This is a genomic window from Mameliella sp. LZ-28 (assembly GCF_012274245.1).
GTDB classification, from domain to species: domain Bacteria; phylum Pseudomonadota; class Alphaproteobacteria; order Rhodobacterales; family Rhodobacteraceae; genus Antarctobacter; species Antarctobacter albus.
Genome location: NZ_JAANYX010000035.1, coordinates 225,264 through 240,326 on the forward strand (window position 1 = coordinate 225,264; position 15,063 = coordinate 240,326).

12 protein-coding genes and 1 tRNA gene are annotated in these 15,063 nt (G+C 63.0%); 9 read left to right on the forward strand and 4 right to left on the reverse strand.

All coding sequences use genetic code 11. The annotated features are described in order from the left end of the window. The first annotated feature begins 79 nt into the window (after positions 1–79). Genes G9Q80_RS23300 through G9Q80_RS23330 form a run of 7 tightly spaced genes read left to right on the forward strand, consistent with a single transcriptional unit; the run spans position 80 to position 9,005 of the window. Positions 80–1,108: an ABC transporter permease gene (locus G9Q80_RS23300; protein WP_088715582.1), complete on the forward strand. Its 1,029-nt coding sequence runs from the start codon at positions 80–82 to the stop codon at positions 1,106–1,108. Continuing rightward, positions 1,108–1,980 (forward strand): ABC transporter permease, encoded by an 873-nt coding sequence (locus tag G9Q80_RS23305; protein WP_088715581.1) that lies wholly within the window; start codon positions 1,108–1,110, stop codon positions 1,978–1,980. The genes G9Q80_RS23300 and G9Q80_RS23305 overlap by 1 nt, the downstream gene beginning before the upstream one ends. A 3-nt stretch (positions 1,981–1,983) precedes the next feature. After that, the gene (locus G9Q80_RS23310) at positions 1,984–3,660 is read left to right on the forward strand and encodes a dipeptide ABC transporter ATP-binding protein (RefSeq protein ID WP_088715580.1); all 1,677 of its coding nucleotides are present in this window, start codon (positions 1,984–1,986) and stop codon (positions 3,658–3,660) included. 16 nt (positions 3,661–3,676) lie between these two features. Further along, positions 3,677–5,233 (forward strand): hydantoinase/oxoprolinase N-terminal domain-containing protein, encoded by a 1,557-nt coding sequence (locus G9Q80_RS23315; RefSeq protein WP_074623282.1) that lies wholly within the window; start codon positions 3,677–3,679, stop codon positions 5,231–5,233. Beyond that, complete coding sequence (locus G9Q80_RS23320) at positions 5,226–6,329, forward strand: S-methyl thiohydantoin desulfurase family protein (RefSeq protein WP_083242191.1); 1,104 nt, start codon at positions 5,226–5,228, stop codon at positions 6,327–6,329. Before G9Q80_RS23315 ends, G9Q80_RS23320 begins: the two co-directional genes overlap by 8 nt. Further along, a complete protein-coding gene (locus tag G9Q80_RS23325; RefSeq protein ID WP_088715579.1) occupies positions 6,329–7,429 on the forward strand; it encodes an S-methyl thiohydantoin desulfurase family protein in 1,101 nt (366 codons plus the stop codon). Before G9Q80_RS23320 ends, G9Q80_RS23325 begins: the two co-directional genes overlap by 1 nt. Before the next feature lie 16 nt (positions 7,430–7,445). Beyond that, positions 7,446–9,005: an ABC transporter substrate-binding protein gene (locus G9Q80_RS23330; protein ID WP_088715578.1), complete on the forward strand. Its 1,560-nt coding sequence runs from the start codon at positions 7,446–7,448 to the stop codon at positions 9,003–9,005. 200 nt (positions 9,006–9,205) lie between these two features. Here G9Q80_RS23330 and G9Q80_RS27935 read toward each other — a convergent pair whose 3' ends face one another. Beyond that, complete coding sequence (locus G9Q80_RS27935; protein ID WP_246870578.1) at positions 9,206–9,373, reverse strand: zinc-binding dehydrogenase; 168 nt, start codon at positions 9,371–9,373, stop codon at positions 9,206–9,208. On the opposite strand from G9Q80_RS27935, the gene G9Q80_RS28785 reads away from it, so the two are divergent. Next, positions 9,372–9,635: a hypothetical protein gene (locus tag G9Q80_RS28785; RefSeq protein ID WP_210426237.1), complete on the forward strand. Its 264-nt coding sequence runs from the start codon at positions 9,372–9,374 to the stop codon at positions 9,633–9,635. The two genes, G9Q80_RS27935 and G9Q80_RS28785, sit on opposite strands and share 2 nt — an antisense overlap. 189 nt (positions 9,636–9,824) lie before the next feature. Here the strand turns inward: G9Q80_RS28785 and G9Q80_RS23340 are convergent, their stop codons facing one another. The 3 genes from G9Q80_RS23340 to G9Q80_RS23350 form a co-directional block, all read right to left on the reverse strand. Then, entirely contained in the window at positions 9,825–12,812 is a 2,988-nt protein-coding gene (locus G9Q80_RS23340) for a DUF4214 domain-containing protein (RefSeq protein ID WP_133066418.1), read from the reverse strand. 766 nt (positions 12,813–13,578) lie between these two features. After that, positions 13,579–13,809, reverse strand: coding sequence for a hypothetical protein (locus G9Q80_RS23345; protein WP_133065734.1), 231 nt, complete (start codon positions 13,807–13,809; stop codon positions 13,579–13,581). 16 nt (positions 13,810–13,825) lie between these two features. Then, a tRNA-Arg gene (locus tag G9Q80_RS23350) sits at positions 13,826–13,902 on the reverse strand. A gap of 121 nt (positions 13,903–14,023) precedes the next feature. Here G9Q80_RS23350 and G9Q80_RS23355 point away from each other — a divergent pair. Further along, positions 14,024–15,049 carry a LacI family DNA-binding transcriptional regulator gene (locus G9Q80_RS23355; RefSeq protein ID WP_261394874.1) on the forward strand — a complete coding sequence of 342 codons (1,026 nt, stop codon included), beginning with the start codon at positions 14,024–14,026 and terminating at the stop codon, positions 15,047–15,049. Positions 15,050–15,063 lie beyond the last annotated feature (14 nt).

Genomic DNA, 15,063 nt, shown 5'->3' on the forward strand with positions numbered 1-15,063 from the left:
AACCTATTCCCAACCTCTATGGATCGGCCGCGGGTGCAGGCGGCAAACTGATCCAAAGCTGGATGGGAGACCCCGCAACATGACTTCTGGATTTGCAGAGTTCTTACTTCGGCGCATCGTCGGCTTTGCCGGTGTGCTGCTGGTCCTGGCTCTGATGATTTTCATTCTCGCCCGGGTGGTCCCCGGCGACCCCGCGCGGATCGCCCTGGGACCGACGGCCAGCGCCGAACAACTGGCCGAGCTGCGCGAGGAAATGGGGCTGGATGATCCGCTGCCGCTGCAATTCGTGAATTTCCTTGGCGGGGCCATACGCGGGGATTTTGGCAATTCGCTGATCTCGGGCCGGCCCGTGGCCGAGGAAATCGCCGGACTGTTGCCCGCGACGCTTGAACTGGTGCTGGCCACCTTGATCATCATGCTGGCGCTTGGCCTGCCTCTGGGGATCCTGGCGGCGCGTTATCGAAACAGCTGGTTCGACGCCGTGCTGCGGATCGTCTCGCTTGCCGGTGTGACGATGCCAAGCTTTCTCTTCGCCATTCTGCTGCAACTCGGCGCCGCCTACTACCTGACGGACTGGCCCATCCTCGGGCGCATGTCGCGCGAGTTCTCCGATTTCTCCGGCGCGACCGGGCTCCTGACCATTGACGGCCTGCTGGCCAGACGCCTGGACATCACGCTGGACGCGCTGCGGCACCTCGCCTTCCCGGCCCTGGCGCTGTCGATGTCCGGCATCGGGCAGATCATGCGGATCACCAGGTCCGCCATGATCGAACACCAGCGCCGCGACCATGTGCAAACCCTGCGCAGCTTTGGCGTGCCGGGCCGCGTAGTCACCTTCCGGTACCTGCTGAAACTCTCGGCCATCGCACCGCTGACCATCATGGGCCTCGAATTCGCGTCGCTGATCGGCAACGCCTTTGTCGTCGAGATGGTCTTTTCCTGGGGTGGGTTCGCCTCTGCCGGGCTGGAGGCCGTGATGCAGAAGGACTTGAACGCCGTGATGGCGGTGGTGCTGGTCTCGGGCTGCTTTTTCGTGGTGGCCAACCTGCTGATCGACATCCTGATCGGCCTGATCGACCCCCGCCTGCGCATGAAGGAGGCCCGCTGATGTCCGCAAGCTCCGAAGAAATCAAGGTGCTCTCCGCCCGCCGCATGGCCTGGATGCGGTTCAGCGCCAACCCCGTGGCGATCATGGGCGCGCTGATGGTCGCCTCGGTGATCCTGGCCGCCATCTTTGCCCCGGTGATCGCCCCGTTCCCGGACCACGCCGGGGCCGTGATCGACTTTCGCAACAAGCACGCGGCCCCCGACGCCACCTATCTGCTGGGGGCCGACAAGGTCGGGCGCGACATCCTGAGCCGGGTGATCTTCGGCTTTCGCGTCTCGCTCTTGCTGGTGGCCGGTGTCCTGATCGTCGCGGTGCCGATCGGCGGCGGCCTGGGCCTGTTGGCCGGCTATTTCTCGGGCAAGATCGAGGCCGTGATCACCGGCTTCACCAACGTGATGCTGGCGATCCCGCCGCTGGTGATGGCCCTTGCGGTGGGCAACGTGCTGACGCCCAGCCTGACCAACGCCATGATCGCAATCGCGCTTTTGTGGTGGACCTGGCACACGCGGCTTGTCTACCGGGTGTCGAAATCCGTCGCCGCCGAGGATTTCGTCGAGGCCGCGCGCCTGGCCGGGGCCTCGAACTGGCACATCCTGACGCGAGAGATCCTGCCCAACTGCATCGCGGTGATCTCGGTCAAGACGACGCTGGATGCGGCTTTCATCATCCTCTTCGGCGCCACGCTTTCGTTCCTTGGCCTGGGTGTGCAGCCGCCGACACCGGATCTCGGCACGATGGTCGCCGACGGGCGGCAGTTCCTGCCGGAACGCTGGTGGGGCGTGCTGGCGCCGGGCCTGGCCATTTTTTACGCAACGCTCGGGTTCAACCTGCTTGGCGACGGGCTGCGCGACATGTTCGACGTGGAGGTCTGAGACATGGATCTGCTTGAAATCCGCAACCTCGATCTCTCTTTCACCAGCTACAAGCAAACCGCCCATGTTCTGAAGGATGTCTCGCTGAAGATCGCCGAAGGCCAGCGCGTGGCGCTGATCGGCGAGACCGGGTCAGGCAAGTCGGTGACCTCGAAGGCAGTTCTGAACACATTGCCTGGCAATGCCTCGGTCGACGCGGGCCAGATCCTCTGGCGCGGCGAGAACCTGCTGGACAAGACCGAGGGTCAGCGCGAGGCGCTGAAGGGCATCGAGATGTCGGTGGTGATGCAGGACCCGCTGTCCTCCTTCAACCCGGTCTTTACCATCGGGCGGCATCTCGAAGACGTGCTCTACTGGGCCGACCGCCGGTCCGGTCGCAAATCCACGAGCAAAGACAGGCGAGAGCGCATCGCCCAGACCCTGCTGAAGGTTCAGCTGGCCGACCCGGAACGGGTGATGCGCGCCTACCCGTCGCAGCTCTCGGGCGGGATGCGGCAGCGCGTTCTGATCGCCCTCGCCCTGATGAACAAACCGGCGCTGCTGATCGCGGATGAACCGGGCACCGCGCTGGACGTGACCACCCAGGACGAGATCCTGCGCCTGATCAACGAACTGGTCGCCGAAGAGGGCCTGTCGCTGCTGATGATCACCCACAACCTGGGCGTCGTCCGCATGACCGCCGATTATGTCTACGTCATGCGAAAGGGCGAAATCGTCGAGCACGGGCCTTTGAACCAGATCTTCGACAACCCGCAGACCGACTATGCGCGGGAATTGATCGGGGCCATCCCGCCGCTCTATGGCGAGGGCGTCAAGGATCAGCCCGCCTCGTCCGAGCCGCCCATGCTGCAGCTCGAAAACGTCACCAAGACATTCACCGCCAAACATATTCTGCGGCCCGATCACGTCACCAAAGCGGTGCAGGACGTCAGCCTCGACATTCGCAAGGGCGAGATATTCGGCCTTGCCGGCGAAAGCGGGTCCGGGAAAACGACTGTCGCGCGGATGCTGATGGGCATCATGCAGGCCAGCAGCGGGCGCATCACCATCGACGGCGTGCCGCTCGAAGCGATGCAGGGCGGCCGCGTCGACCGCGCGCTGGCGCAGATCGTCTACCAGAATCCGGGCACCTCGCTGAACCCGAAACGCACGGTGGCGCAGACCCTGTCGGTGCCGCTGAACTTTTCGGGTCTGGAAAAGCGCGCACACAGCCACCGCATGGAAGAACTGCTGGAGCTGGTCGGCCTGCCCCGACATTACCAGGCGCGCTACCCGCATGAATTGTCGGGCGGGCAGAAACAGCGCGTGGCGATTGCCCGGGCGCTGGCGGCCAATCCGCGACTGCTGGTTCTGGATGAACCGACCTCGGCGCTGGATGTCTCGGTTCAGAAGCGGGTGATCAAGCTGCTGGAGGACCTGCGCGGAGAACTGGGGCTGACCTATCTGTTCATCAGCCACGACCTCTCGCTGATGCGCAACTTCTGCTCGCGCATCGCCATCATGCTGCGCGGAGAACTGGTCGAACAGGGCACCCCGCGCGAGGTCTTTGCCGACCCGCAGCACCCCTATACCCGCGCGTTGATCGCGGCGATCCCGGTCATCACCGAAGCTGAGGAAGCCGCCAAACCGCTGGTCACACCTGAAGAAAAGCAAAGGTTCCTCGTGTCCTCGGCGGCATGAGAGAAGAGGAGAAAACATGGTTTTGAGACTGGGAATCGACGTTGGCGGGACCAATACCGACGCTGTGATCCTGCGTGGCCGCGAGGTGCTGGCAGGGGTCAAGAGCGCCACCACCGAAGATGTCATGAGCGGCATTTCCAACGCGTTGGAAGCCGTGCTGGAAAAGGCGGGGGTCGCCCGCGAGGCAATCGACGTCACGATGATCGGCACCACGCATTTCACGAATGCCGTGGTCGAACGCAAGGGGCTGGACCAGGTTGCGGCCATCCGGCTGGGCCTCCCCGCGACCGCCTGCCTGCCGCCGATGGTGGACTGGCCCGAGGACCTTGTCGAAATGGTCGGCGGGCACCGCTACCTGCTGCGTGGCGGCTATGAATTCGACGGGCGCGAGATTGCCGCGCTCGATGAGGACGAGTTGATCCGCATCGCCGGGGAGATCACCGAGAAGGGGATCAAGGCCGCGGCCATCTCCTCGGTGTTCTCGCCGGTGAACCGGGACATGGAGGAACGCGCCCGCGACATCCTGCAGGAACACTGCCCCGGCCTGCCGGTGGTCCTGTCCTGCGAGATCGGCCGCCTTGGCCTTCTCGAGCGGGAAAGCGCGGCGATCATGAATGCCTCGCTTCTCAGCCTGTCGGACCGTACGGTCGAGGCCTTCGGCCGCGCGCTGTCCGAGGCAGGCCTGACCTGCCCGTTCTACGTCACCCAGAATGACGGAACATTGATGGCCGCGGACATGGTGCGCCGTTTCCCGGTGCTGACCTTTGCCTCCGGCCCCACCAACTCGATGCGCGGGGCGGCCTTCCTGACCGGCGTGAAAGAGGCCATCGTGATCGACATTGGCGGCACCACGACCGATGTCGGCTCGCTGCATCACGGCTTTCCGCGGCAGGCGGCCACCGTGGTCGACGTGGGCGGTGTGCGCACCAACTTCCGGATGCCCGACGTCTTTTCCATCGGGCTCGGCGGCGGCACGATGATTACCGGCGATGCCGATAACCTTCAGATCGGTCCGAAATCCGTCGGCTACCGCCTGCCGCAGGAGGCGCTGGTCTTTGGCGGCAAGACGCTGACCACAACCGACATCGCGGTACGGGCCGGCATGGCCGAGGTGGGCGATGCCGCCAAGGTTGCGGAAATCGACCCGGCACTGGTCGAGGCCGCAAAGGCGCAGATCGCGGAGATGCTGGAAATGGCCGTCGAACGCAGCCGTGTCAGCCCCGATCCGATCCCGGTCATCGCCGTCGGCGGTGGCTCGATCCTGGCGCCCGACCGGATCGGCGACCTGGAGGTCCTGCGGCCCGAGAACTTTGCCGTCGCCAATGCCGTCGGCGCTGCGATTGCCCAGATCTCCGGCGAGGTCGACCGGATCTATGCGCTCGAAGGCACGACCCGCGAGGAATGTCTTGCCAATGCCGAGCGCGAGGCAAGCGATGCCGCGGTCTCTGCGGGCGCCAAGCCGGAAACCCTGATCGTGATCGAACGCGAGGACGTGCCGCTGGCCTACCTGCCCGGCAATGCCACCCGCATCCATCTCAAAGTCGTCGGTGAAATGGGAGAGAACCATGCGTGACTATCAAAGCCAATGCCGGGTCTTGACCGAAGAGGACATCGACGCGCTGGAGATCGGCTCGGGCATCCTGGGCACCGGCGGCGGCGGCAATCCCTACATCGGCAAACTGCGTGCCCGCCAGGCGATCCGCGAAGGTCATGAGCTGAAGATCCTGCCCATCGAGGCGCTGGAGGATGATGCCAGGATCGTCGCGCTTGGCGGCATCGGCGCGCCGCTGGTCTCCTTCGAACGCCTCAAGGAAGGGCGTGAAGGCGTCCGTTGCCTGCGCGCGCTGGAGGAACGGCTCGGGTTCAAGGCGGACGCGATCGGCTGCGAGGAGATCGGCGGCCAGAATTCGATGGAACCGCTGATCACCGCCGCCTTTGCCGGGCTGCCTGTGGTCGACGGTGACGGCATGGGCCGCGCCTTTCCCGAGATGCAGATGACCACCTATGCGATCTACGGCCATAATTCGACGCCCTCGGTCATGTGCGACCCGCATGGAAATGCGGTCTGCTTTGAACATGCCATCACCGAGAAATGGCATGAAACCATGGCGCGGGCCTGTGTCATTGCACAGGGCGGGGCCTCGGTTCTGGCCTCGGCCCCGATGAGCGGGGCCTTCTTCAAGGCGCACGCGATCCCGCACAGCTATACGCAGGCCATCGGCCTTGGCCAGGCGGTGCTGGACGCGCGCCGGGCGCATGAGGATCCGATCAAGGCGATCTGCGAACGCGAGGGCGGCAAGCATGTCTTCTCGGGCAAGATCAACGACCTCAAGCGGCACTTCGAACGCGGCTTCAACGTCGGCGTGGCCAGCATCGAGGGGCTGGACGATTGCCGCGGATCCGTGGGTGAGATCACCATTCAGAACGAATTCCTGATCTTCCGCCGCGACGGAGAGATGCAGGCCTGCGTGCCCGACCTGGTGGTTGTCCTTGACCTGGATAGCGGCCTGCCGATCACCACAGAGGTTCTGCGCTACGGCCAGCGGGTCGCGGTCCTCGCCCTGCCCTGCCACGAGCTCTTGCGCACGCAGCAGGCGCTCGACGTGATCGGCCCCGCGGCCTTCGGCTTTCCGGAACTGGTCTACCGCCCACTTGCGGAAACCGCGTGATGGGGTTCACGGTATCCTCTGCCGACATGGAGGCCATCGCCCTTGGCGGTGCCTTCCTCGGCACCGGGGGCGGTGGTGATCCCTACATCGGCAAGCTGATGGCGCAGGCCGCGCTGGACGCGCACGGCCCGGTCACCGTTACCGACGTGGCGGAAGTGCCGGACGATGCGGTTTGCGTGCCTGTCTGCATGATGGGCGCGCCGACCGTCATGGTCGAGAAACTGCCCAACGGTGAAGAGGCCGCTGCCGCGCTTACCGCGCTCGAAGCGTATCTCGGAACCAAGGTCGATTACCTGATCTGCATCGAGGCGGGCGGCCTCAACTCGACCATTCCCTTTGCGGTCGCCGCGGCGACGGGGCTGCCGCTGCTGAACGGTGACGGCATGGGCCGCGCCTTTCCCGAATTGCAGATGGTCAGCTTTACCCTGCATGACATCAAGGCCTCGCCGATGGCACTGGCCGATGACAAGGGCAACACCTCGATCCTGAACGCGATCAGCAACCAATGGACCGAACGTCTTGCCCGCGCGCAGACGGTCGAGATGGGCGGTGCCGCGCTGGTGGCGCTCTATCCGATGACCGGGGCGCAGGCGAAACAGGGGCTTCTGCGCGGCACCCTGGGCCTGATCCGCGAACTGGGCGAGAGCATCGCCGCCGAACGGCAGGCCAACCGCCACCCGGGTGACGCGCTGATCCGCCGCTGCGGCGGGATGCAGCTGTGTACGGCGCGCGTGGTGGACATCGAACGCCACACCACCGGCGGTTTCGCCCGCGGACGGGCGGTTCTTAAGGGGCTGGACGAGGACCAGGGCCGCAGCTTCACCCTGGATTTCCAGAACGAATTCCTGTGCCTCGAAGACGGAGAGGGCCAGCCGATGGCCCTGACCCCCGACCTGATCTGCGCACTGGATGCGGACGGGGGCCTGCCGGTCACCACCGAAAAGCTGCACTACGGCCTTGGCCTGCGGCTGATCGGCCTGCCAGCGGATCCCCACTGGCGCAGCGCGGGTGGGCTGGATCTCGTTGGTCCCGGCTACTTTGGCTACAGCCACGCCTTCGCACCACTCGAAACACTCAACCCAACAAATACCAACACCTGAACAGGAGGTCTCTGACATGAAAAACCTACTTGCAGCAACGGCGCTGGCCGCGCTGACCGCCCTTCCGGCGGCGGCCCAGGACGACAAGGTGGCGATCACCGTCAATGCCGTGCAGATTTTCGGCACGATCGACCCGGCCAAGATCAACGACTACACGGAATACATGGCCGCCGTGAACCTGTACGACGCGCTGACCACCGTGGATGCGGCGGGCAACGTGATCCCGCAGCTTGCCGAAAGCTGGGACATCTCGGACGACAGTCTGACCTATACCTTCCACCTCAAGGACGGGGCGGCCTTCTCCGATGGGACGCCGGTCGACGCGCAGGACATCCTCTATTCGATCCGCCGCCTGCTGGCGATCAACGAGGGTCCGTCCTACCTGTTCTCGGACCTGATCGACGCAGAGTCCGTGACCGCCCCCGATGACCGGACCGTGGTCATCACGCTCAACAAGGTCTATGCGCCCTTCATCTCGATCACCCCGCTGCTGCTGGCGGTGAACGAGGAAGCGGTCCAGACCAATAGCGACGACCCCTGGGGCGAGACTTTCCTCGCGGCGACCCCGGCCGGCGCCGGCCCCTACACCCTGTCCAGCTGGGACCGCGGCGCGCAGATGACCCTGGCCCGCAATGAGGCCTATCACGGCGGCTGGCCCAACGCGCGGCCAATCGACGAAGTGCGCTTTGTCGTGACCCGCGACGAGGCCACGGTGCGCGCATTGGCACAACGCGGCAATCTGGGCATCTCCTCGCAGTACCAGTCGACCGAAACCTACGAGGGCATCGCCAAGCTCGACGACTACGTCACGCTGACCACGCCGACCGCGACCGGCCTCTACATCAAGCTGAACAACCAGGTCCCGCCGACCGATGACGTCCATGTGCGCCGTGCCATCGCGATGGCGATGGATTATGCCACCGTGCGCGAAGTGATCTATCCGGGGGCGCCGCTGCGTGGGCCGCTGTCGGACATCTTTGCCGCCGCCGTGCCCGAAGACGCCGCAGAGCCGGTCTTTGACATCGCCGCGGCGCAGGCGGAACTGGCCAAGTCGAAATACGCGGGCCAGGGGCCGATTCAGCTGACCCATACCTATGTGGCCAAGACCGCCTTCGAGGAAGAAATCGCACTGCTGCTGAAATCGACGTTGGACATGATCGGCTTTGACGTGACCATTCAGCCGGAACCCTGGAACCGGATCACGGATCTGGCCACCTCGGTCGAGACCACGCCGCATACCACACAGGTGTTCTACGGGCCGACCTACCCCTCCCCGGACTCGGTTTTCTACGTCCAATACGCCTCCAGCGCCGCAGGCAACTGGGCCAGCATGGACTGGGTGCAGGACCCCGAGATCGACCGCTTGATCGAGGTGTCGCGCGCGGAAACCGACACCGCCAAGCGCAACGGCATCTACCAGGACATCTACCGCAAGCTGGTGGACGACCAGCGCTCTGTCTGGCTGCTGGCACAAGAGCGCCGCTTCTCCGTTCACAAGTGCCTGAAGGGCTATGAATGGGTGCCGATGCAGAGCTGGGACTTCGACTTTTCGCGGATGAGCTGGTCCTGCGAGTGATCCCCAAGGTCTGCCCGGTCGCCAGTGAAATGCGTGACCGGGCAGAGCCGTGACACGGCATCCGCCCCAGGGCCGAAGCCTGTGAGATCCGGTCGGCGCGAATGGCCCTTTCGCTAACAAGCGCCGCCCGGCCCCGGTCGCTGCTGCTAAGCCCCCCGCCGTGGCAAGGGGCCGCCAATGGGCAGCGACTCTGGGTCGCGTCAAACCGTCAGGACGATCTTCCCGATATGTGCGCCCTTGTCCATCCGGGCATGTGCCGCCCGAACGTCATGCAATGCGAAGGTCGAATCGATCACCGGGATCGCCTTCCTGTCACGCAGCAATGGCAAGACATGCTGTTCAAGTTCCGCGGCCAGTTCGGCCTTCATGCTCACCGGTCGGGCCCGCAGCGTCGATCCGATCAGCGCCAGCCGTTTGACCAGGATGGGGCGCAGGTCGAACGAACCTTTCGATCCGCTGAAAAACGGCGATCCGGCCATCAACCGCCACCACTACCGCGAGAGCCCCGGCAACATCACGCCCGCCGACGTCTATCGCGGAAGGGCTGAAACCATCCTCAAACGACGAAAGGAAATCAAAGCCAAGACCATCGAGAAGCGCCGCTTGTTGCATCGCCAGACTGCGTCATAGACTGAAATCCAAACGAGCCAGGCCCTCCGCTCCAGATCAGGCCATCTTGTCCCGAATCATCTGACGACGGACACGCCTTTGTAGCATGAGCAGAATTCCGCTTTGTCGAAGAATGCGCGCAAGCGATGGCGCGCAAAACGTCTCGAACTGGCTTTGCGTGGGGGTTCGCCGGGTCTGGATCGACAGCATTCAGGCAACGTCGATCATTTCCAGCGTGATTTCTGACAGCTCTGTGTTGGCGAAGACGACCATCTCGCCATCCAACGACAGGACAACGTCCCGCCCCTGCTGGACCAACGCATCAAAGATCTGCTGCTTTGTCGCCCCAAACCCCCGGAAGGAAAGCGTATCCCAGGCTTCCAGGTCCGTAACCGTTACCGTGCTGGCCTCTCCATCGCTGCTAAAGATGAAGGTGTCCATGTAAAGCCCTCCGGCAACCAGACCGCCATCCGCACCCGCATCAAGAACATCATCTGCGCCGCGGGCCGCGATGTATGCCAGGAAATCGGGCTCCATGTTGCTGACGAATTCGGGCGACTCCATGAAGAACCTGACCAAGGTTGCGCGTTCCATCCCGTTGTCCAGCGCCTCGACCCATCCGGCCAGCCCGCCCGGGTCCGGATTGCGTTTGAGCACGTTGTTATACAGAAGCGTGACAAATGCATCGTTGGTCGTATCGCTGTAGGTGGCCTGAAATTCGGGCGAGTTCATGAAGTTCTCGATCACGTCCGGCAAGGACGTGCTGCCGCTTGCCAGCGCGCGCACCCAGCCCTCAAAGCCGCCCGGCTCGGGCTCGCGATCAAAGATCGTGCGATACAGGCGATAGACGTCGTCGGCCCAGGTCGTGATGTCTCGCGTATCTTCGAAGTCATGCAGAGCCACGGCGGTCTTGGCCCGATGTTCCGGCCCTTCGGAAAAGAGCAGCAATACTCTTTCGCGCGTCAAATCTGTCGACAGCCGATCCACCCAGTAGTCAAGGTCCTCTGTAGTGGGCGCCCGGTTCAGGACGTTCATGTACAGCAAGGTCACGAAAGCCGCGTCGGTGGTATTGCCATAGGTTCTCTGGAACTCCGGCGAGGCGACGAAAGCCGCCGCCACGTGTTGCAGCGTCTGCTCGCCCGAAGACAATCGTGCCAACCATCCCTGATGTCCGTTCACCCCGGGTTCGCGATCAAAGACGCTATCGTAAAGCCGATAGACCTCTGCGGAATGTGCCGTGTGAAAAATCCCGGTTCCGTCGCCGACCAGCATGTCGAACCCGGCGCCCCCCTCGAGGATTTCCGCCGCTCCGGTCGAGCCCGTGAGACTGTCATTGTCCGTTCCGCCACACACATGTTCGATGCTGGTCAGTTCGTGCCGGAATTGTTCCCCCAGGTAAGAGCCCGTGGCACTGCCCTGTTCCAGATTGACAAGAACCCCGCCATCCTGAGCCAGGCGGTCATACAGCACCAGGTCGGTGCCTCCTCGCCGGTCGACCGAGTCGTTCCCGCCGCGAGGGACGAACCGGTCATCGAATGCGCTGCCCAGCAGGCTGTCGGCATGTCGTGTCGCATTGATCTGGAGGCGCACAACCCCGACCCCGGAAATGACATCCTGGCCGCACGTGCCATCGTCCAGGACACGTCCGGCAGCCAGGTCGATCCGAATGCCGCCGGGCGCCTGCTCCGAGGCCTCGGTGCCACGAAAGAACAGGTCCACCAGGCCGTCGGACGGCGCAAGATCAAAGAAATCATTTCCTCGCCCGCCGTTCAGAACGACGGTCCCGCCAGGTGCGGCCGTGACGTGAAACGTGTCGTCCATCGCGGTGCCGAAGATGCCCAGGAACCCTTCGTTCATCGCCGCAACGGCTCCAAGCACTGTCGTTGTACCAGAGGCCCCCTTGTCGATCTGTACCGTATCGGACATGCCATCGACCCAGACTGTGACCGGGTCGGGGATGAACCGATTGGTGATATAGGTATATCCCGGCGTGCCAGCGCCAACCATGACCGTATCGTTTCCCGGTCCCGGATCGACACCATCGGACTCGGCATAGGCCAGGGCGCCCCCGGTATCGATCAGGTCGTCGCCGGGGCCGCCTTCGATCAGGTCGGCGCCCAGCCCGCCCCGGATCGTGTCATTGCCTTCATCGCCAAATAGCCGATCGTCCCCTTCGCGCCCGACGATCAGATCGTCGCCGAAACTGCCTTCCAGAAAGTCGTCCAGCGGTCCCCCGTACAGTTCGTCATCCGCGGAGGACCCGGCCACGATCTCGAAATTGCTGAGCGTGTAGTTCAGCGGACTGCCGTTCCATGTTCCCGCAGCGGTGCCCGCCGCCAGATCCACAACCAGGTTCTCATAGGTTCCAAAGCGGAACAGCAGGCGGTCGCGGCCACCGCCGGCGTCAACGGTGTCGTCTCCGCTGTAGAGCAGAAAGCTCTCGTGACGGTGGGACCCGATGATATGGTCGGACAGGAAGGCTGCCGAAATTTCCACGCCTGTATCACTGTCCGTCAGGTAGTTAATCTGATCCCTGGACCCGAACCCGTCGTTCAGAACCTCTCCGCTACGTAGGTCGATCTGGACGCCGAAACTTGGCGGTGCCGTGATCCAGTAGTTGAACTCCAGCGTCGCAAGGGAGCCCAACGTCAGATTGAAGACATCATTCCCTTCGAAACCGGCAAGGAGGACGTGCTGGCCGTTGGCCAAGGAGACGTTGAAGACGTCGTCGCCGCTGGAGGCCAGGATGCCCACGCCGTCCGCCCACATCGCCCCGGCGATCCCGGTTATGGTGTGATTGATTTGCGGTCCAAGAATACCGCCCGTGTCGTTGATCCCGTCCGCGTTGAATTCCATCGGAACGGCCATCTGGCGGAAATCCAGCATGTAATAGGCCAATGGACTCGTGCGTGTAAAACTGTACCAGTCCTCCCCCAAAGAGCCGAGGATCACCGTAAAGGAATAGTCGTCCTGATCCGCCGCGACTGCCAAAAAATCGTCGCCTGCAGCGCCCAAGTACACCCCGGGAAGACCCCGTGAGTTGACGGTGATCGGATTTTCATAGTCGCGCAGGATACCGCCCCAATCCTCCGACATGTCGAAGGGATGTTCGCCTTGCACACGAACACGAAACTCGTCGCCATGATAAGACTCGTCTCCGGCCAGCCAGGCCCCCAATCTCTCCGGATTCGATCCCAAGGCGTCCAGGGCCCGTTCCAGTCCTGCGATGTCAATACGCCCTCGATCCGGGCCTGCACGACACCGTCCTGTTCGAATGTCATGGACGTGATCTCGCCCTCGGCAAAATAGCCGTACCGATTATGCGGATCCAACCGGTAGAGCAGGCCGGTCCCCTCGACCCGCAAAGTCATGTCCGAAAACAGATTGTGAAGAACAACCAGGGTTGGTCGTTGGCTGATCAATTCCACCGGGGACCGAGAATCGCCAAAAGGGTAGACGAACATATCGCTGAAAAATGAACTGTTCGTACCGTAGAAATAAAGCCTCATCGCAAATGATTTCCCTTTCCGGCGGTGCTCCGGCAAATGCGCCTGCGGACACCCTACTCAATACTCATTCGACGGGCTTCCTCCGACATTCCCCAAGTGAAACGCCGTCCCGTTCAACTTGACGTCAGTGTTTAGGCTGATCAAGCTTTCAGTGCCTGTTACTCCGTGTTCCGACAGCTCGCGCCCAGGCTCAGGACTGAATAGCCCCGTCTATCGTGGACGCCTTCTTTGCTAATTTTGAGGTAAGGAGGCCATGATGAGTGGCTCGAAGTCCAGCGGCGAGTTCTAGCGGGATGCAGTCGCGCAGATCGCCGTGAGAGGTTGCCCGGTCAGGGAAGTGGCGGAGTGCTTGGGTGTCAGCCCATACCTAGGCGCGCAGTTCAGGACCAACAGACAATAGATGAAAGTGTATCATCAGGTCTTGACCCAAGATGCCCTGCTGCTGCCTAGAGGCATCAAAACTTGAGCGTTTCGGCGGCAAGCTTGACCCGCGCCTTCAGTAGAAATGGCTGCAAAGCTTGTAAAGAATTGCTTGGAAGTACTGTCTCCGCTTGAGCCGATTTTGGGCAGACGCGCCGCAAACAGCTGAAAGGAATCGACAAATCCGCAAACAGAAAATGTCGATGGCGAAAACCAACGGCAACCAGAACAAAAGCATGACAGAAAGAATTGTCAAAATTATCCATTTAAACAATTTCTTATTGGCGACCCCGGCAGGATTCGAACCTGCAACCTGCCCCTTAGGAGGGGGCTGCTCTATCCAGTTGAGCCACGGGGCCGTCCGCGCCTCCTTACCCTGCCGCGCGGGGCTTGTCATCCCGGATGGTTGCAGAGCATACCGCTCTTGCGCAGCGCCCTGATTGCGGTAACGTATCCCCATCTCACGAAAAGGATTTGCCCTTGGCCGCCGACGACTCCCGCCCGCTTACCCTTCGCGATGTCTCAGAGGCGTCCGGCGTCTCGGAAATGACCGTCAGCCGCGTGTTGCGCAACCGCGGCGACGTCAGCCAGGCGACCCGGGAAAAGGTGCTCGAAGCGGCCAAGACGCTGGGCTATGTCCCCAACAAGATCGCAGGCGCCTTGGCCAGCCAGCGGGTGAACCTGGTGGCGGTCATCATCCCCAGCTTGCGCAACATGGTCTTCCCAGAGGTGCTCTCGGGCATTTCCAGCGTCCTGGAAGAGACCGAGCTGCAGCCCGTCGTCGGTGTCACCGACTACCTGCCCGAAAAAGAAGAGCGTGTTCTCTACGAAATGCTCTCGTGGCGGCCCTCCGGCGTGATCGTCGCGGGCCTCGAACATACAGAGGCCGCGCGCGCCATGCTCAAGGCCAGCGGCATCCCGGTGGTCGAGATCATGGACACCGACGGCAAGCCGATCGATTGCGCCGTGGGCATCAGCCACCGTCGCGCCGGGCGCGAAATGGCCCGCGCGATCCTGAAACAGGGCTATCGCAACATCGGTTTCATGGGCACCAAGATGCCGCTGGATCACCGCGCGCGCAAACGTTTCGAGGGCTTCACCGAGGCGCTGGCCAAGGAAGGCGTCGAGGTCATCGACCAGGAGTTCTATTCCGGCGGGTCGGCCCTGGCCAAGGGCCGCGAGATGACCAAGGCCATGCTGGAGCGTGAGCCGGAGCTCGATTTCCTCTATTATTCCAATGACATGATCGCGGCGGGCGGACTCTTGCACCTGTTGGACGCGGGCATCGACATCCCCGGCCAGATCGGGCTTGCCGGGTTCAACGGGGTCGAGCTGCTGGACGGGCTGCCGCGCAAGCTGGCGACGATGGATGCCTGCCGGGCCGAAATCGGGCGCAAGGCGGCGCAGATCATCGCGGGCCGCGTCGACAACCCGGAGGCCGAGTTCGAACCGATCATCGAACTGGCGCCCAAGCTGGATTACGGCGACACGCTGAAACGGCGCTGACCCCGTCCCGGACC